Source organism: Mycobacterium dioxanotrophicus, from assembly GCF_002157835.1.
Classification (GTDB): domain Bacteria; phylum Actinomycetota; class Actinomycetes; order Mycobacteriales; family Mycobacteriaceae; genus Mycobacterium; species Mycobacterium dioxanotrophicus.
The window spans coordinates 2162459-2179826 of record NZ_CP020809.1 but is presented as its reverse complement, the minus strand read 5'-3'; the positions used below and the strand labels follow the sequence as shown (position 1 = coordinate 2179826).

17 protein-coding genes are annotated in these 17368 nt (G+C 66.2%); 2 read left to right on the top strand and 15 right to left on the bottom strand.

From position 1 onward, the window contains the following. The first annotated feature begins 88 nt into the window (after positions 1-88). Positions 89-808 (top strand): TetR/AcrR family transcriptional regulator, encoded by a 720-nt coding sequence (locus BTO20_RS10510; protein ID WP_198344325.1) that lies wholly within the window; start codon positions 89-91, stop codon positions 806-808. Positions 809-1121: 313 nt separating this feature from the next. Beyond that, entirely contained in the window at positions 1122-1967 is an 846-nt protein-coding gene (locus tag BTO20_RS10505; RefSeq protein WP_087075624.1) for a mycofactocin-coupled SDR family oxidoreductase, read from the top strand. 9 nt (positions 1968-1976) lie between these two features. On the opposite strand, the gene BTO20_RS10500 is transcribed toward BTO20_RS10505, so the two are convergent. From BTO20_RS10500 to BTO20_RS10430, 15 genes are all read right to left on the bottom strand, one after another. Next, entirely contained in the window at positions 1977-2783 is an 807-nt protein-coding gene (locus tag BTO20_RS10500; RefSeq protein ID WP_087075622.1) for an SDR family NAD(P)-dependent oxidoreductase, read from the bottom strand. Positions 2784-2806: 23 nt separating this feature from the next. Then, the gene (locus BTO20_RS10495; RefSeq protein ID WP_087075620.1) at positions 2807-5233 is read right to left on the bottom strand and encodes a CaiB/BaiF CoA-transferase family protein; all 2427 of its coding nucleotides are present in this window, start codon (positions 5231-5233) and stop codon (positions 2807-2809) included. Between the two features lie 4 nt (positions 5234-5237). Beyond that, on the bottom strand, positions 5238-6197 hold the full coding sequence (locus tag BTO20_RS10490) for an enoyl-CoA hydratase/isomerase family protein (RefSeq protein ID WP_087075618.1): 960 nt from the start codon (positions 6195-6197) through the stop codon (positions 5238-5240). Further along, entirely contained in the window at positions 6194-7354 is a 1161-nt protein-coding gene (locus tag BTO20_RS10485) for a M24 family metallopeptidase (protein ID WP_408632163.1), read from the bottom strand. Before BTO20_RS10485 ends, BTO20_RS10490 begins: the two co-directional genes overlap by 4 nt. Continuing rightward, positions 7351-8583 carry a M24 family metallopeptidase gene (locus BTO20_RS10480; protein ID WP_087075616.1) on the bottom strand — a complete coding sequence of 411 codons (1233 nt, stop codon included), beginning with the start codon at positions 8581-8583 and terminating at the stop codon, positions 7351-7353. Before BTO20_RS10480 ends, BTO20_RS10485 begins: the two co-directional genes overlap by 4 nt. After that, entirely contained in the window at positions 8580-9806 is a 1227-nt protein-coding gene (locus BTO20_RS10475) for an amidohydrolase family protein (protein WP_087075614.1), read from the bottom strand. The genes BTO20_RS10480 and BTO20_RS10475 overlap by 4 nt, the downstream gene beginning before the upstream one ends. A gap of 19 nt (positions 9807-9825) precedes the next feature. Beyond that, positions 9826-11043, bottom strand: coding sequence for a cytochrome P450 (locus BTO20_RS10470; protein WP_087075612.1), 1218 nt, complete (start codon positions 11041-11043; stop codon positions 9826-9828). A gap of 10 nt (positions 11044-11053) precedes the next feature. Then, positions 11054-11248 (bottom strand): ferredoxin, encoded by a 195-nt coding sequence (locus tag BTO20_RS10465; RefSeq protein WP_087075610.1) that lies wholly within the window; start codon positions 11246-11248, stop codon positions 11054-11056. Continuing rightward, positions 11245-11910 (bottom strand): TetR/AcrR family transcriptional regulator, encoded by a 666-nt coding sequence (locus BTO20_RS10460; RefSeq protein WP_198344324.1) that lies wholly within the window; start codon positions 11908-11910, stop codon positions 11245-11247. The genes BTO20_RS10465 and BTO20_RS10460 overlap by 4 nt, the downstream gene beginning before the upstream one ends. A 138-nt stretch (positions 11911-12048) precedes the next feature. Then, positions 12049-12858: an SDR family NAD(P)-dependent oxidoreductase gene (locus tag BTO20_RS10455; RefSeq protein ID WP_198344323.1), complete on the bottom strand. Its 810-nt coding sequence runs from the start codon at positions 12856-12858 to the stop codon at positions 12049-12051. Further along, positions 12855-13676, bottom strand: a complete 822-nt coding sequence (locus BTO20_RS10450) for an alpha/beta fold hydrolase (RefSeq protein WP_087075604.1) — start codon at positions 13674-13676, stop codon at positions 12855-12857. Before BTO20_RS10450 ends, BTO20_RS10455 begins: the two co-directional genes overlap by 4 nt. After that, on the bottom strand, positions 13673-14254 hold the full coding sequence (locus BTO20_RS10445; RefSeq protein ID WP_087075602.1) for an NADPH-dependent FMN reductase: 582 nt from the start codon (positions 14252-14254) through the stop codon (positions 13673-13675). The genes BTO20_RS10450 and BTO20_RS10445 overlap by 4 nt, the downstream gene beginning before the upstream one ends. Positions 14255-14261: 7 nt before the next feature. Continuing rightward, positions 14262-15242: a cyclase family protein gene (locus BTO20_RS10440; protein WP_408632162.1), complete on the bottom strand. Its 981-nt coding sequence runs from the start codon at positions 15240-15242 to the stop codon at positions 14262-14264. A gap of 8 nt (positions 15243-15250) precedes the next feature. Then, positions 15251-16048, bottom strand: a complete 798-nt coding sequence (locus BTO20_RS10435) for a coniferyl-alcohol dehydrogenase (RefSeq protein WP_087075598.1) — start codon at positions 16046-16048, stop codon at positions 15251-15253. An 8-nt stretch (positions 16049-16056) separates the two neighbouring features. Then, the gene (locus tag BTO20_RS10430; protein ID WP_087075595.1) at positions 16057-17367 is read right to left on the bottom strand and encodes an LLM class flavin-dependent oxidoreductase; all 1311 of its coding nucleotides are present in this window, start codon (positions 17365-17367) and stop codon (positions 16057-16059) included. Position 17368 lies beyond the last annotated feature (1 nt).

Sequence of the window (17368 nt, the reverse complement as noted above, 5' to 3'; positions counted from 1 at the left end):
TCTATAATTCCCTTGATGAGAATACTATTCTCACCGCACGAAAGTTACAATCTCCGACACGTTGGCCGCGAGGGGGTCTGGCACCACAATGGCAAGGCGTTCTCCGGTACAGTCAATTCATGTTCTCCCGACTCGACACCCATCTCAGCCGCCGGTGACCACCGCCGGCGATGAACCCGCCTGGAAGCAACGGGCGGTCGAGCGGTCGATCAAAACCGCCAAGCTGCGAGCAGCACAGCGCGTTCAGCGCTTTCTGGATGCCGCGCAGGCGATCATCATCGAAAAGGGCAGCACCGACTTCACGGTGCAAGAGGTCGTCGACCGTTCGCGTCAGTCGTTGCGAAGCTTCTACCTGCAGTTTGACGGCAAGCACGAGCTGCTGCTGGCACTGTTCGAGGATGCGCTGAGCCGCTCCGCCGACCAGATCCGCGCCGCCACGGCCAGTCACACCGATCCCTTGGATCGGCTCAAGGTGGCCATCCAGTTGCTGTTCGAATCGTCCCGACCCGACCCGGCCGCCAAGCGTCCGCTGTTCACCGATTTCGCACCGCGCCTGCTGGTATCGCACCCCTCCGAAGTGAAGGTCGCGCACGCACCGCTGTTGACCCTGCTCACCGAGCTCATGGAGGAGGCCTCCGAGGCGGGGTTGTTGCGCAAGGGCATCAATCCTCGCCGGATGGCAGCCATGACCATGCAGACGGTGATGTTCGTCGCGCAGTCGAGTGGCGGGGCCGACGAGGCCGCACCCCACCCGATCACCGCCGACGAGGTATGGGATTTCTGCGCCCACGGTTTCGCCGCCGAGTAACGAGAACTACGTTCTCGTTACGCCCGCGCATCACCCTTTAGAACTGACGACGTGCGTCGTCCAATCCGTCACGCCGGCGATATCCACACCGACGAACCCTCCGAGCCCTGCAGTAGCCATTCCGCGCGCCGTGCGCCGCCGAAGCACGTCTGCTTGCTGGCTTGAGAACGAGATTCTTCTAAGCAAAGAGTACAAATTGTCAGAAACGAGTCCGCCGTTGACAGCATGCGCGCACGGGTGACAGAGTGCTGAGCAGGTGCACAGAAAATCGCCGAAGACGCACGATTCACCACGATCAGAACTGAGGTACGTAATGACCGGACGGGTGGAAGGCAAGGTCGCTTTCGTCACCGGCGCGGCTCGCGGTCAGGGCCGCAGCCACGCGGTGCGGTTGGCCCAGGAGGGTGCCGACATCATCGCGATCGATATTTGCGGGCCGATCCGCCCCGGTGTGGAAACCGCTATCCCGGCCTCCACGTCCGACGATCTGGCTGAAACCGCCAATCTGATCAAAGGCCTCAACCGCCGCATCGTCACCGCTGAGGTCGACATCCGTGATGCCGCCGCCGTGAAGGCCGCTGTGGACAGCGGTGTCGAGCAGCTCGGCCGGCTCGACATCATCGTGGCCAACGCCGGCATCGGCAATGGTGGCGACACGCTGGACCAGACCAGCGAATTGGACTGGGACGAGATGATCGACATCAACCTCTCGGGCGCCTGGAAGTCGGTCAAAGCCGGTGTCCCCCACCTCATCTCCGGTGGGCGAGGCGGATCGATCATCCTGACCAGCTCGGTCGGCGGACTCAAGGCCTACCCGCACTGTGGCAACTACGTGGCCGCCAAGCACGGTGTCGTCGGGCTCATGCGCGGATTTGCAGTCGAGTTGGGCCAGCACAACATTCGGGTCAACACCGTGCACCCGACCCATGTCGCCACACCCATGCTGCACAACGAGGGCACCTTCAAGATGTTCCGGCCGGATCTGGAGAACCCGGGTCCCGACGATATGGCGCCGATCTGCCAGCTGTTCCACACCCTGCCCATCCCGTGGGTCGAACCCGTCGACATCAGCAACGCCGTGCTGTTCCTGGCGTCCGACGAGGCGCGCTACATCACCGGCGTGACCTTGCCCGTCGACGCCGGTAGCTGCCTGAAGTAGCTCGCGGTTTCAGTTCGGGCCGAGGGTGGCCAGGCCGGTCTGCGGGTGGTGATACCAGCCGCCCGCCGCCTGGGTACCGCCGTCGACATGGATCGTCTGCCCGGTGATGTACCCGGACAGCCCCGACGCCAGAAAGACAGCGGCCCCGGCGATTTCGTCGACATGCCCCGCACGGCCCATCGGGATGCCGGCCGCGATCCCGGCGGGCAGACCCTCGGGCGAGAGAGCCAGCAGGCCTTCGGTCACCATCAGATCGGGAGCGAGCGCGTTGACCCGGATACCGTGCGGCGCCAGTTCAAAGGCCGCGGTCTGGGTGTAGTTGATGACGCCGGCCTTCGCGGCGGCGTAGGCGGCATATCCCGGTGCGGCCCGAACTCCCTCGATCGAGGTGAGGTTGATGATGCTGCCCGGCTGTTCGGCCGCCACCAGCTGGCGGGCCACCCGCTGCGTGCACAGCAGCACGTGCCGAAGATTACTGCGATACAACGCATCCCACCCGTTCTCGGTGGTGTCGAGCAGCGGGGACCGGAACACCCCGCCTGCGTTATTGACCAGGATGCTGACCGGCCCGAGTTCGGCAGTGGTGCGTGCCAGCGCCTCGTCGACCTGCGCGCCGTCTCGTACATCAGCCACCACGCCGAGGGCTCCGATGGATTGTGCTGCAGCCGAGCAACTCTCGGCGTCACGCTCCCAGATAGCGACCGAGGCGCCGAATGCGTCGAGGCCGGCCGCGATGGCACGCCCGATGCCGGCCCCTCCACCGGTGACGACGGCCACGCGGCCGGTCAGCAGAATGTCCGAGGGGTTGATGGCCATGCGTCGATTGTATCGGTTATGGCTCAGCGCACGGCTTTTCGCCGCCGACCGACACCGGGCGCGGTGCCGATGACACCATCCTCAGCCAGGTCCATGATCTCTGCGTCGGTCAGCCCCAGGGCTGTCAGGATGTCGTGGTTGTGCTCACCGAGCATCGGTGCGGGCTCGCGGTGGAAGGCCGACGGGCCGTTGGCGAGATTAATCGGGAGGGTGCTGTGCGGCGCCGGTTCGTTGACCGGATGTCCCACCTTCTCGAAGAACCTCCGGTGCTGCAGCTGCGGCAGTTCGGTCTGCCGGTGCGGCTGCATCACCTTGGCCACCGGAATCCCGACACTCCAGAGTGTTTCGACGACCTCGGCGCCGCTGCGGGTCGAGCACCAGTCACCAAGGTGCTCATCGATGAGGTCGTGGGCGGCACGGCGGCCCGCGGCAGTCGTCAGCTCGGCCGCCATGGCCCAGGCGGGCCGGCCCAGCGCGTCACGGAGCGCCTCCCACTGCGCATCGGTCTGCACCGCCACAGCCACCCAGCTGTCATCACGACCGAACTCGTCCACCTCAGCGGTGCGATACAGGTTCTGCGGTGCGGCCGCTGGACCGCGATTGCCATCGCGCTGCAACAGCGTTCCGTATGCCGAATATTCGATGACCTGTTCGGCGGCGATGTTGAGCGCAGCGTCGGCCATGGCGGCCTCCACCAGCACGCCCTGGCCCGTCCGGCGTCGGTGTTCCAGTGCCAGCAGCAGTGCGCTGAGCGCGTGCACACCGGCGTTGGGGTCCCCCACCGAGTACGGCTCGTAGGGTGTGCGATCGGGAAACCCCGTGAGCCAACTCAATCCAGTAGCGTCTTCGATGATGTAGGCGAACGCGGGGTTGTCCCGCCACGGCCCGTCCAAACCGAAGCCTGGCATCCGGACCATGATGATGTCGTCGCGCAGCTCCCGTAGCGCCTCGAAATCCAGGCCGATCTGGTCGATCACGCGTGGGGTGAAATTCTCCACGACCACGTCGCAGGTCGCGATGAGACGGCGCAACACATCCCTGCCCTGCTCGGTCTGGAAATCCAGCGTCAGGCCCTTCTTGTTGGTGTTGAGTGCGCTGAAGATCGGCGAGCGCTCCCACCATTGCTCGACGGTCGCGGGGATCCCGGCGATGAGCCTGGTCCCGTCCGGACGCGGGGTGGATTCCAGATGGATGACCTCCGCACCGAGCATGCCGAGCGCGTGCGTGCACGACGGGCCGGCCCAGAAGGTGGTCATGTCGAGCACACGCAGCCCGGCCAGCGGCAGCCGGCTGTGGTCCGGTTCGCCGGAGGGCGCTTCGCGGACCGTCAGCACGGCAGCACGGTAGTCCTCGGTGTGCTCCCCCAGCCGCGGTGCCGGCGCGGGCGGTCGCAACGGGCAATCGGTGAACCGGTACGGCGGCATGGGCTGGGTGAACCCGTCGCGCGGGTTGACCGTGAACGATCTGCGGGCGACGAAATGATCCATGGTGACGACGTTCTCGCCGTTGCCCACCGGAGAGGTGGGGATCCGGAAGGCGGCGGCGAGCTCTCGCACGGCATCCGCTGGTTGCTCACGGATCCAGCGGTACAGCTCGTCGGCGTGCTGGTTGGCCTGCTCGGTGATGGTCAGCTGAGTGGTCTCGTCGATCCATTCGTCATGGCCCGACATCGCGCACAGATCCCACCACTGCTGCGCCGTGCCACAGCCGAGCGCGACCAGCCCGTCGGCAGCCTGGGCCACACCCGGTACCGTTGGCCGCCGCTCGGTGCGCCAGGGGTGGCCGAGCATCTCGAAGTAGGTCACGGGATAGTAGGTGAGACCGAGGATCTGGGCCTCGAGCATGGACAGATCGACGAGTTCACCGTGCCCGTCGCGCAAGGCTCGGGCCCGGAACGCGAGCGTCATCGCCGCAGCGTAGGCACCGGCGAGCCAGTCCCCCACCTGGCCGCCGATGGTGACCGGCGCCCGGTCCTGCGAGCCGCGCCCGATGCCGATCGCTCCCCCGGACCAGGCCTGCAGGGTGAACTCGGTGGCCGGCCGGTCACACCACGGACCGTCCAGCCCGAACGCGGTGATGGTGGTGACGATCAAGTGTGGATACCGGCGGTGCAGATCCTCGGGTGCGACGCGTTGTGCCACCGGTGCTTCCGCAGACCACACGACCGCGTCGGCGGAGGCCACCAGTCGGTCGAGCAGGTCGAGATCGCCATCCTCCTCGGGATCGATCACCACGCTGCGCTTGCCACCGGCGAGGAAGCCGAACAGTGCGCCGTCGGAGTCAGAGGGGATCGATGCCCCTGATGCCGACCAGCGACGTAGCGGATCACCCTGCGGTGACTCGACTTTGATGACGTCGGCGCCGCCGTCGGCCAGGATTTTCGTGCAGTATCCCCCGGCGATCCCCGTGGACAGGTCGATGACGGTGTACCCGGACAGTGGTGCAGTCATTGGCCTATTCGGGTTTGTTGCGGTTCTTCTTGGACAGCCGGAAATCCGGCGGGAACTTGCTGTCGTTGTCGTTGACCGCGGCCGACAATCCCGAACCGATCGACTCGAACATGTCGAGGTCGTCGTCGCTGTCGTTGGCCACCCCGTTACCCATCGACTCGAAGAACGCGCTGAGCAGGCTGCCCATGTACTCGCCCTGTTGTTGTTTGAAGATCTCGAAGAACATCTTCTGCTGAAAGACGGTGTCCACCGGACGGTTCCGTGCACAGGCGCGCGCGTACTTCTCGGTCTCGGCCTCCAACTGCTCCCGCGGCACCACCTTGTTGAGGAAGTTGCAGTCGTACATCTCGGCGGCGGTGAACGGGCGGCCGGTGAAGACCATCTCTTGGAACTTGCGCAGGCCCATCATCTGGACCCACGTCCACATTCGGGGGCCCCAGCCGTGGTAGCGGAATGACGGATGACCGAACAGCGCGTCGTCACTGGAGATCACCAGATCGGCGTCAGCACACTGGTAGAAATGCCAGCCGTAGCAGTAGCCCTTGGCCTCGACGATGCTGATCTTCTTGAAATCCTGCAGCGCACGGTTACCCGCCTGCGAGTTGGCGTACCAGGCCGAGATGGTGGCGCCGTTGCGGAAGGTGCCCTTCGGCGGGTAGGTCACCTCACCGACGCCGTCATCCTCCAGCCGTAACTCGGCCAGTCGCACCTCCGGATTGTCATTGCCTTCCATGAACTCCGGCAGATCCGCACCGCTGCCCAGGTTGTCGCCGACGCCGCGGATGATGACGACCTTGACGTCATTGTCGGCGTTGGCGGCGCGCAGCACATCGGCATAGCGCAGCCGCGCCATCGACGTCGGAGCGTTGAGGTATTCCGGCCGGTTGAACGTGATCGTGGCGATCTTGGTCTTGGGATCCTTGTCGTAAAGGATGATCTCGTCGGGCTTGGGTCGGTCGGTCATTGTGGGACCTCGCTCCAGGACGGGCTGGTGGAGAGCACTTCTGCACCGTCGGCGGTGATCAGCACGGCGTCCCGGCTGAACACCGCACCGAGCCCCTGCTGCCACACGTGTGCGGTTACCGCAAGCACCATGCCCTCGGCGAGGATCTCCGCATCAGATGTCGCACGCAGGTGCGGTGACACCACGGGCGGATCGAAGCCGAGACCCAGGCCGTGTGCCACCGGCGCCGGCGGTACCGGCTCACCCACAGCGTCATGGGCATCCAACAGGGCGCTGGCCGCATTGCCCGGCTTACAGGCGGCGAGCAGCTTGTCCCACAACGCATCACGGCGCGCGTAGAGTGCGCGCACCGCCGGCGCATCCGACACCTCACCGACCGGCAGTGTGCGGGCCACCTCGCCGACGTAGCCGTCGGCGAGCACACCTGCGGAGACCACCACCAGATCACCGTCGCGCAGCCGACCATCGCCGGCAGCCCGCCGCCACGGAATGTCCTTGCTGGTGATCCATGCCGAATCCTGGGTCGCGGGGGTGCTCACGCCGCCTGCCGCCTCGGCTTCCATCAACGCACCGGCCAGGTTTCGTTCGGTGGTACCGGGGATCAGTTCGGCAACAGCGGAAGCCAAGCCATTCTCGGCAACGCGAACCGACGCACGCAGTGCCGCGACCTCGTCGGCCGTCTTGATGCGCCGGGCGGTCCGCATGGCCTGCTCGCCGTCGACCAGCTCGGCGTTGGGAAACGCCATCGGCAGCAGCTTGGCGAAATTCGGTGTCAGCGCGTCGGTTCCGACCCGCCGGGCAGTGTCGCAGCCGGCAATGCCCTGCAGTACCCCGATGAGCGTCATGGGGTTCCAGGCCAGGCCGTAGAGGTGTTCGTGGCCGATCTCCTCGGGCATGCCCTCATCCCAGGTGCTGTTGAGGTGGATGGCCCCGGTGGCCCGGACCAGCGTGCAGATCGGGCCGAACGGCCGGGTGCCGGCCACCCACAGCTGCGGGGCCCCGGTCACATACCGCACGTTGGCCTGCCGGCCGAGCACCAGGACGTCCAGATCGTGGGCATCCATCTGCTCGAGAACACGACTGCGGCGCCCATAGCGCAGGTCATACGGGTCCGCCACGATCTCGGTGCGGGCCTCGGTGCGCACGCCGGCGCTCACAGGTAGGGCTCGTACGGGTAGTCGGTCAGCGGTATCCAGCCGCCCTCGGTAATCACCACGATCTCCTCGCTTCGATAGCCCCCGGTGCCGTCTTCCCAGATCACCGGCTCCAGAACCAGCAGCATGCCGGCCGGGAACACGAAATTGTCGTCGAACGCCTCGCCCAGATCGGTTCCGATCATCGGCATCTCGGCGGCATTGGTGCCGATGCCGTGCCCGATGTAGAAGTGCGGCAGCCAGGGTTTACGGCCTCCCGCGGCCTTGATCGCCGCACGGGCCAGATCTCCCGAGGTGGCACCGGCTTTCGTCACTGCAAGCACCGCGCCGAGGATGTCTCGCCACTGGTGGAACTGGTCGTGTTGGCGTGCGGTGGGCTCCTGCCCCACCACCCAGGTGCGGCCGAAGTCCGAGCAGTAGCCGCCGTAGGTGATCGACACGTCGGTCCACAGCACATCGCCTGTGGCCAGTTCGCGCTCGGTGGTCAGCAGTGGCAGCGCCAGATCGCCATGCGTTGTCCAGGTGCCCTCGGCCTTGGTCGCCGGCATCACCTGCCAGATGGCTTCCAGCATGTTGGCCGTCGCACCCAATTCGAATGCGCGCCGGACGAATTGGGCCGAGAGGTCGATCTGCCGAACGCCGGGCACCAGCGCCTTCTGAACGTCGGCCATGGCCTGTTCGGTGATGCGGCAGGCCCTCCGCACCGCGGAGATCTGGTCGGGTGTCTTGACCAGCTTGGCCGCACCCACCACCGGGGCGGCATCGAGCGGAGCGCCGCCGGGGAACAGCCGACCCGCCGCCCGTCGCATCGCGCCGGTCAACTCGTCGACCGCCACCGTCGCACCCGGCCCGATCAACTCGGCCACCACCTTGCCGAAATGTTGTACGCCCTCGTCGAATTCGAGGAACAGCGGGCCGTGCAGATGATCGTCGGGCAGATCGGTCTCCAGCGGCGCCCCCTCGCGGGCCGGCATGAACAGGTGGGGGTACTGGTCGTCGGCGAGCACGATGGCGACAGGTCGCTCGACGTGGGAAAGGCCCGCGTCGAGCAGCGGCCAGCTCGCGCCCGTCGCGTAGACGACACTGCCGTTGCCGAGCAGGATCAGCGCGTCGACGCCCTGCTCGCGCATCGCGGCCCGCAACCGCACACTGACCGCGCGACGCATCCGGGCGAAGTCGGGCTCGTCCGGGATGTCGATCGCGGTGGTGTCGGACGTCGCGAACGTGGTCATGCCATTGGCCCTTTTGCTCCTCGCGTGCGCGGCGCCCCGATTGGTCCGCGCGTACGCAGCCCCAGGAACTTCTGGACATTGGTGCTGACGATCTTGGTGGCGGCGTCCGGGCCTACCGCGTCGACGACGGTTTTGAGTGATTTCTCCGAGTAGCCGAACGTGGACTCGTTGTGCGGGTAGTCGCTGGACCACATCACGTTGTCGACGCCGATGTCGTCGATCAGCCGCAGCCCCAGCGGGTCCACCATGAACGACGCGCTCATGTGCCGGACCCAGTAGTGCCGGATATCGTGCTGCAGTTCGTGATTGAACATGTGCCGGTAGGAGGCAAGCATGTGTTCGGCGTCCTGCAGGGCCGTCGGCACCCAAGCGATACCGCCTTCGAACCAGCCGATCTTCAATGCGGGATGGCGGTCGAGGATGCCGGAGAACAGATATTTGGCGAACTGCTCGCGGAACGAGTCGACGTTGACCATCATGCCGACCACGACGCTGTTGTTCTGGCACGGCGTCTTCGGTGGGGTCTCACCGATGTGGTGGCTCACCGGCACGCCGGAGGCCTCGATCTCGTCCCACACCGCGTCCATGTCGGTGCTGCCGTAGTCGTAGATATTGCCCTCGTCATCCTTGCCGGGGTTCAGCGGCAGCAGGAAAGTCTTGAGTCCCAGGGACTTGAGTTCCTCGAGCGTGCTGCGGGTCCCTTTCGGATCCCACCAGTTGATCAGGCCGACGCCGTAGAAATGACCGTTCGACCGCTCCTGCAGATCGGCGATGTGCTCGTTGTAGATGCGGAACACCCGCTCACGGATGCCCTTGTCCGGATAGTGGAAGAGGGCGAGTACCGCGTTGGGGAACGCCAGTTCCTTGTCGATACCGTCCTCGCCGAGTTCGCGGATTCGGGCGTCGATGTTGTTGGTCGCCGCCCCGGCCAGGTCGTCGTACTGCATGAGTACGCGGCCGAAATCACCACCGGTCCACGCCTTGCCCTTCATCCCGACCATGTAGGCGCCGTCCTCGTACCAGATGCGTGGTGCTGCGCCCTTGAGTTCGTCGGGGAATCGGTCGTAGAAGATGTCGTCGGCCACCGAGATGTGATTGTCGGCCGAGAAGACCTCGGTGCCCTCAGGGAGTCCGGTCAGGGCTCCCTCCGCCGCGTGGCCGCGTCGATTCTTCGGCGCGCCAAAGCCTTCCGACGGATAGAGCGTGGCAGTCAGAGTAGACATGAGTTTCTCCGATCAAGGGTCACCAGGTGACGGGAAGTTCATAGACGCCGTAGGCGAGGCGGTCATGCTTGAACGGCACCTCGTCGAACGGAATGGCCAGGCGCAGCGTGGGGATGCGACGCAGCAGGGTGTGGAACACGATCTGCAGCTCGGCGCGCGCCAGCTGCTGCCCGACGCACTGATGGCGGCCGTACCCGAAGCCGAGCTGCTGCCCGGCGTCGCGGCTCAGATCCAGCTTGTCCGGATGCGGAAAAGCCTTGGCGTCCCAGTTCGACGGGGCCAGGTCGATGATGATGCCCTCGCCGGCACGGATGGTGTGGCCGCTGATGTCGATGTCGTCGACGGCGACGCGCCGCTGACCGTTCTGGATGATGGACAGATAGCGCATCAGTTCCTCGACGGCGTTGGCGATCACCTTCGGGTCCTCGGTATTGCGCATCAGGTCGGCCTGCTCGGGGTTCTCCAGTAGCGCCAGCACGCCGATGCCGATCATGTTGGCGGTGGTCTCGTGACCGGCGATGAGCAGACCTGTGCCCAGTTGTGCAGCCTCTTTCACGCTGATCTCGCCGGCGTTGACCCGTTCGGCCAGATCCGACACCGCGTCCTCGGCGGGATTCTTCTGCTTGGCCTCGACCAGGTTGATCAGGTACTGGGCCAGGCTCATCGCGCCCTTCTGGCCGTCCTCGGCGCTCGCGTAGCGGGCCAGGCCGACGTTGGCGTGATGTTGGAAGAACTCGTGGTCTTCATAAGGGACACCGAGCATTTCGCTGATCACCACGGTCGGCACCGGTAGCGCGAGTGCAGTGATGATGTCGGCGGGCTGCGGGCCGGCGAGGATCGCGTCGATGCATTCGTCGGTGATCTTTTGGATCGCCGGGCGCAGCCCCTCGACGCGGCGGAAGGTGAACGGTTTGGAGAGCATCCTCCGGAACCGGGTGTGTTCCTCGGCGTCGGAGGTGAACACCGACCGCGGCCGCTTGTCGACGGTAGAGAGCATGTGCTCGTTCCAGTGCGGGAAGCCCGCACGACGATCGTCGACACTGACCCGCGAATCGGCGAACAGTGCGCGGGCCTCCTCATGGCCGGTGACGAGCCACGGCGTGCTGCCGTCCCAGATCCGCACCCGCGAGAGCCCGCTGTCGTTGCCCAGCATCTGCGGCGGCGGCGCGAACGGGCACCGTGAGTCGCGCTCCATCGGGTAGTCGGGGATGTCGACTTCAGTCAAAGTTTCGGGCATGCAGGGTTTCTCATTCCTCGATCGCGATGGCCAGGGCTGGACAGGCCGCCGCGGCCCGCCGCGCATCATCGAATCGCTCGGGGCCGGGGCTGGTTTGCAGCAGGACGACAACGCCATCCTCGTCACGCTGGTCGAACAGTTCGGCGGCATTGAGCACGCACTGCCCGGACGAGACGCATTTATCTTGGTCGACAGAGATTTTCACGTGGTTCGGCCTTCCTGGGTGACCGGCGCCCGCCACAGCCCGACGATGGCATCAACGAGCCCAGAGGCCGCGTCCGACCACGAAGCCCGCGGCACGCTCATCCCCTGGGCCAGGCCGCGTTCCCGGTCCGCGCAGCTGTGCATCAACAGGTTTCGCGCCATGATGTTGCGTTCGGCGCGGACATCGGCGGGTAGATCGGGCAGGCAGTTCGTCATCCCGTCGATCACCTCAACCAGCGACTCGCTGCTCAGAGCGTCCCTGACGATGATGTCGTGGTACGCCGGGTCGGTCATCACCTGAGCGGCAAACCGTGCGTACCAGGTCGGATTCCCCAGCGCGGCAAGGTGTTCGGTGAGCGGGTACACCAGGCAACCCACCCAGTCCCGCAGATCCGCCGAATCGCCGAGGCGGGCGACCATCTGTTCGCGAAGCTCCTCGATGGGGCCGCGGTGCTTGTGCTCGATGGCGCGGACCAGGTCGGTCTTGGTGCCGAAGTGGTAGCCGACCGCGGCGTTGTTGCCCTGACCCGCCGCCTCACTGACCTGACGGTTGGACACTGCGAATACGCCATGCTCGGCGTAAAGGCGTTCGGCCGCTTTGAGGATGGCCTCCTGCGTGGAGCTGACCCGGTCAGCCCGCGCCGTCCGGCTGGCTGTCGTCACCGTTACAGTCAACGCCGTTTCTGTCACTAAGTCAAGCAGTTGATTTAATTTGGTCGGCCCGCCGACACTACGGTTTTGGGCGCGATAACCGCGTTACCTCGCCAAAAACCGTCGTCTCGGCGTCAGGGCTTCTCGGCGCTAGGGCTTTTCCTTGCGGACGATCACCTTGCCCGCCACCGTGCCGCCGTCGATGGGTAGCACGGTGCCGGTGACGTAGCGCGAGCGGTCGCCGGCGAAATACAGCGCTGCCTCGGCGACATCGTCGACGGTCCCCTCCCGCTTGAGCGGCCGGTCGGCCCGCATCTGCGCCCGGATCCCCTCTTCGAATTGCTCGATCCGCTCCCGATCCTCGGCCGAAGCCGATTTCGCCACGATGGCCGTCCGGATATTGCCCGGCGCGATGGCGTTGACGCGAATCTCGTAGTGCGCCAATTCGATCGCCGCGGACTTGGTGAACTGGATGACGGCGGCCTTGGAGGCCCGGTAGGTCATCACACCCCCACCGGCCTGGATCCCGCCGATCGACGTCAGATTGATGATCGAGCCGCCGCCGTGGGCAGACATGTACCGGGCGGCATCACGGGTACCCGCCATCACGCCGAGGACGTTGACGCCCATCACGTGGTGGAAGTCGGCCAGATCGTCGTCCAGGAAGCGCCGGTGCATGGTGCCCGACACCCCGGCGTTGTTCACCATGATGTCCAGGCCGCCGAACCGCTCGACCGCGGCGGCAATCAACCCACCGACCTGTCCGGGATCGGACACATCGGTGGCCAGGAACGACGCGCCGTCCCCCAGCTCCGCCGCGAGGGCAGCGCCGCAGTCCTTTTCAACGTCGCCGATCATCACCAGCGCGCCTTCCGCGGCGAAGCGCCGTGCCAGGCCTTCACCGAGCCCTGCCGCGCCGCCGGTGATCACCGCGACCTTTCCCGCCAGCTCGTTCATCACACCTCTTTCACGAAGTCCACCAGCACCGCGTTGAGCGACGCGGGCTGTTCGATCTGCGGGCAGTGCCCCGCCTCGGGGATCACGGTGCTACGCGCCCCGGCGATCTGGCCTGCGATCGCAGCAGCCCAGCCCGCACGGAGCAGCTTGTCGCGGGCGCCTTCGACAATGAGGGTCGGGACGCCGATGCGATCGTAGGCCCGCTGCGCCGACGGTGGCGGTGGCGGTGCGAGACCCGGGCGGCGAAACCGGGCCGCCGCCAACGCTTCCCAGGCTCCGGGCGCGATGCTCGACTCATACCGGCGCCGCACATACGCGTCGTCAGCCGGATAGGCGGGGTCGGCGAACAACGCGGTGACGATGCGGCGCATGCCGTCGAGCGTGGCGTCGTAGTCATAGAGCGCCGCGCTGTGCTCGTTGCGCTGGATGTCCCCGCCCCCGCAGATTGCCACAAGCGATCGCACCGGCAGCTTGGGGGCGGGCGAGGTCAGATCCGCCAACAGGTTGACGGCTCCCATCGAGTTGCCCACGAAATGCGCGGACTCGACGCCCAATTCGGCACAGAACCGGGCGATGTGCCGGATCCGCATGCCGCGTCCGTCGGTGAAGTCGACGACCTTGGCACTCTCCCCGAATCCCAGCATGTCCGGTGCCAGCACCCGGTAATTCTCGGCCAGGGCGGCAATGGTGTGTTCCCAGGCCAGTTCGGCACCTGCGCCGAACTCGCCGCCGTGCAGCAACACCACCGGATCGCCGTTGCCCGCCTCCAGATAGCTGGTGGCGAGCCCGTCGACCTCGATGCTGCGACGCCGATAAGTCATCGGGCCTCCGCGCCGGAAACAGCGAAGTTGAGCAGCTGGGTGGCCAGCAGGTCGAGCTGGTCGCGCACCGGGCCATCGGCCAGTTCCCCACTGTCGGACCAGATCTGCTCGGCGGAGTTGATCGCCACGCCGAGCGGCGTCGGCCAGGCCCGTAAGGCGTGTCCGATGGACCGTAGCTGGCCCAGCGTGCCGACCGCGGCCTGCCAGCCGTACGCGCAGCTGATGCAGCCCCAGGGAGTGTTGTCCAGATACACCCGGGGATCCTCGCGGAGGTCTTCGATGTAGTCCAGCGCGTTCTTGACCAGGCCCGAGATTGCGCCGTGATACCCGGGCGATGCCACCACCACCGCGTCGGCGTCGCGCAGGGCTTTCACGAGTTCCAGTGCGGCGGGCGTGCGGGCCAACGACTGCGGCTCGTACATCGGCAGTTCCAGATCGGGACCCGCGAACATCCGGACCTCACCGCCGTGGCGCTGCACCGATTCCAGGCAGTACCGCAGCGCGCGTTCCGTCGACGACCGGGCGCGCAAGGTACCGCCGAGACCTACGACGAACGGGACTCTCTCGGGCGACGTCATGCTCTCCTCATTTGATCGCAATAGGATTCACCGGAGAACCGACTGCTCCGGTGACGCGCAGCGGTGGCGCGATGAGTTGGAATTCGTACACCCCGTCGGCGGCGCAGTCGGCGGCCAGTGCGGTCAGATCCCAGTACTCGCCGAGCATGAGACCCATGTCGCGCAGGCACAGCATATGCATCGGCAGGAACGCGCCGTCGACGCCGGACGCGGGGTTCTCCACCATCAAATTGTCCGCGGCCACCGCGGCCACCTCGTGATCGTGCAACCACGAGGCACACGTCCAGTCCAGTCCGGCCCCTGGTTCGGCGCCGTCGCCGGTCTGCAAAAACCGTGCCCACCAACCGGTCCGGACCAGCACGATGTCGCCGCGCCGCACCTCGACGCCCTGGCTGCGGGCAGCGTCGTCGAGCTCGGTGGGCGTGATCGGGTCGCCCAGCGGGCAGTACGTGTCGGCGCCGCGCAACCGCACGATGTCCAGCAGAACGCCACGCGAGGTGATGCCCTTGCCGTCCACTTTGTCGATGCCGCAGTGGAAGGCCCCGGCGCTCGTCACCGATTTCGCCGGAAAACCGTTGTAGAGCTGGTCCTCGTAATACACGTGCGACAACGCATCCCATTGGGTGGCGGCCTGCAGCGGCATGATGATCAGGTCGTCGTTGAACCGCATGGGGTTGCCGTCGAAGTAGCCGGCCAGTTGTCCGGCCGCCGGGTTCTGCAACCATTTGGGCCCGTACTCCAGCAGCGTGTTGGTGTCGCCGCCGTCGATGGTCATCACGTGGGTAGGGTTCTGCCGGAAATGGAACGCCCCCTGCGGGCCCGACGACCCGAAGTCGACACCGAGCGGAAACACCTTGCCGCGCTTGACGAGGCCGGCGCCCTCGGCGACCTTGTCGGCGGTGATGAAGTTCAGCGTGCCAAGTTCGTCACCGTCGCCCCAGCGTCCCCAGTTGCGGACGTCGTCGGCGACGCGGCGAAAATCGGTCATGTCGGCCACTACTGCTCCCCCTCCAGGGTTGCCGCGATCCTGCCTGCGACGGTGCCGCCGTCGACCCAGATGACTTGCCCGGAAATGTAGCTCGCCGCGTGACTGTTGAGGAAGGCCAGCACCGAGGCCTGCTCGTCCGGACCGCACACCCGGCCGAGGCGTTTGGGAAAGGAGTCCAGATAGTCCTCCCCGTACGCGCCGCGCAGTTGGTCGAGGATCGGGGTGTCGGTGACGCCCGGCCCGGTGCAGTTGATCCGGATACCGCGGTCTCCCAAGGCGAGTGCGCGGGTCATCCCGTAGAGGATGATCGCCTCCTTCGACAGCCGGTAACCGCCGTCGGCCAGCGCGTCCGGATGGGCCTCGCACCAGGCGATGCCGTCCGCCATCGACGTGGTGGCCAGCAGACCCGCCGTCTCGGCAGCGTTCTCCCGGTACTTCGACGCCGCCAGTGACGACACGTTGGCGATCGCCGCACCGTCGGGCATGTTCGGCAGCAGCGCCTCGGTGAAGTGCCGCATACCGAGGAAGTTGACGGTGACCACCAGCACCGGGTTGCCGATCCCGGATGACACCCCGGCAACGTTGAACAGCGCGTCGACGGGGCCGTCGACGGCAGCGACCGCGGCATCGATGGATTCGGCATCGCCGAAATCGACCTCGACGAACCGTGCCGGAAGGTGTTCGGGCTTACGCAGATCCAGGCCCGTGACATGTGCTCCCAGCTCGGTCAACTGCGCCGTGAGACAGGCGCCGATACCCGATGCGCACCCGGTGACGACGACGCGTCGGCCGTCATAGCGCCACATGTCGGTGTTCAGCTTGCCGCGTCGCGGGCAGCCTTCTCGGCCTGTGCCGCCTTGACCCGGCCTTCGTTGATCTCGGCCATGGCCTCAGGGATCTCGCCCGCGGTGAACTTGCCACCGCGGCCGGTCGGCAGACCACCGAACGAGTATGTCTCGTCGAACAACGGGGCCTCCGAGGGTTGGCGCCGGGATTCCACCTTCTCGATCACCGGTTCGAGCCGCTTGGCCTTGGCAGCAACGGCTTTGGCGTCCCGCTCGATGAACTCCGGCAGGATCTCGCGGCCCATGATCTCGATGGATTCCATCGTGCCCTCGTGGCTGCGCGGGTTGAGCAGCAGGATGATCTCGTCGACCCCACTGGCCTCATAACCACGTAGGAACTCCCGCACCGTGTTCGGCGAGCCGATGGCACCGCGGCCCGGACCGTACGCCAGCGTCGGATCTTCCTTGACCGCCTGCTCGTAGCGCTCCCAAACCTTGGTGCGCCCAGGTGTGTGCATACCGGTCAGGTAGTAGTGCATGATTCCGAACGAGAAGAAGCCGCCACCGATACCCAGCCGCTGGAGTGCCTCCTCGTCGGTGCGGGCGACCATCATCGACAGATCACCGCCGATGGCGAGCACGTTGGGGTTGATCGCCGGCGTCACCGGGGTGCCCTGTTCTTCGAGCTCCCGGTAGTAGCCGGCCACGCGTTCCTTGAGCGCCTCGGGCCCGGTGTACGCGAAACTCAGTGCGCCGATGGCCTTCTGCGCGGCCATCTGCACCGAGGACGGGCGGGTGCAGGCCACCCACACCGGCGGATGCGGGCTCTGCAACGGCTTGGGAATCACATTGCGGGCCGGCATCTCGACGTGTTCACCCTTGAAGCCGGTGAACGGGGCCTCGGTCATACAGCGAATCGACACCTCGAGCGCTTCTTCCCACATGGTGCGCTTGTCGGCAGGGTCGATGTCGAAGCCACCGAGCTCGGCGACCGACGAGCCCTCACCGGTGCCGAACTCGACCCGGCCGTTGGACAGGTGATCGAGCGTCGCGACCCGCTCGGCGATACGGGCAGGGTGGTTGATGGGCGGTGGCAGGTGCATGACGCCGAATCCGAGCCGGATGTCCTTGGTGCGCTGGCTCGCCGCGGCCAGGAACATCTCCGGCGCCGTCGAGTGGCAGTACTCCTCCAGGAAGTGGTGCTCGGTGAGCCAGACCGTGGAGAACCCGGCCTTGTCGGCGGCCTCCACCTCGGTCAGACCGTGCTGGAACAGCTGATGCTCGTCATCCTCCGACCAGGGCCGGGGCAGCGGGAATTCGTAGAACAGCGAGATCTTCATG

What these genes read in the sequence shown, in the direction of transcription:
- BTO20_RS10475 (WP_087075614.1), bottom strand. Translation starts at nt 9,806, where the DNA reads ATGTCTACTCTGACTGCCACGCTCTATCCGTCGGAAGGCTTTGGCGCG.
- BTO20_RS10495 (WP_087075620.1), bottom strand. Translation starts at nt 5,233, where the DNA reads ATGACTGCACCACTGTCCGGGTACACCGTCATCGACCTGTCCACGGGG.
- BTO20_RS10470 (WP_087075612.1), bottom strand. Translation starts at nt 11,043, where the DNA reads ATGCCCGAAACTTTGACTGAAGTCGACATCCCCGACTACCCGATGGAG.
- BTO20_RS10500 (WP_087075622.1), bottom strand. Translation starts at nt 2,783, where the DNA reads ATGGCCATCAACCCCTCGGACATTCTGCTGACCGGCCGCGTGGCCGTC.
- BTO20_RS10435 (WP_087075598.1), bottom strand. Translation starts at nt 16,048, where the DNA reads ATGTGGCGCTATGACGGCCGACGCGTCGTCGTCACCGGGTGCGCATCG.
- BTO20_RS10510 (WP_198344325.1), top strand. Translation starts at nt 89, where the DNA reads ATGGCAAGGCGTTCTCCGGTACAGTCAATTCATGTTCTCCCGACTCGA.
- BTO20_RS10450 (WP_087075604.1), bottom strand. Translation starts at nt 13,676, where the DNA reads ATGACTTATCGGCGTCGCAGCATCGAGGTCGACGGGCTCGCCACCAGC.
- BTO20_RS10480 (WP_087075616.1), bottom strand. Translation starts at nt 8,583, where the DNA reads ATGACCACGTTCGCGACGTCCGACACCACCGCGATCGACATCCCGGAC.
- BTO20_RS10430 (WP_087075595.1), bottom strand. Translation starts at nt 17,367, where the DNA reads ATGAAGATCTCGCTGTTCTACGAATTCCCGCTGCCCCGGCCCTGGTCG.
- BTO20_RS10490 (WP_087075618.1), bottom strand. Translation starts at nt 6,197, where the DNA reads ATGACCGACCGACCCAAGCCCGACGAGATCATCCTTTACGACAAGGAT.
- BTO20_RS10440 (WP_408632162.1), bottom strand. Translation starts at nt 15,242, where the DNA reads ATGACCGATTTTCGCCGCGTCGCCGACGACGTCCGCAACTGGGGACGC.
- BTO20_RS10505 (WP_087075624.1), top strand. Translation starts at nt 1,122, where the DNA reads ATGACCGGACGGGTGGAAGGCAAGGTCGCTTTCGTCACCGGCGCGGCT.
- BTO20_RS10445 (WP_087075602.1), bottom strand. Translation starts at nt 14,254, where the DNA reads ATGACGTCGCCCGAGAGAGTCCCGTTCGTCGTAGGTCTCGGCGGTACC.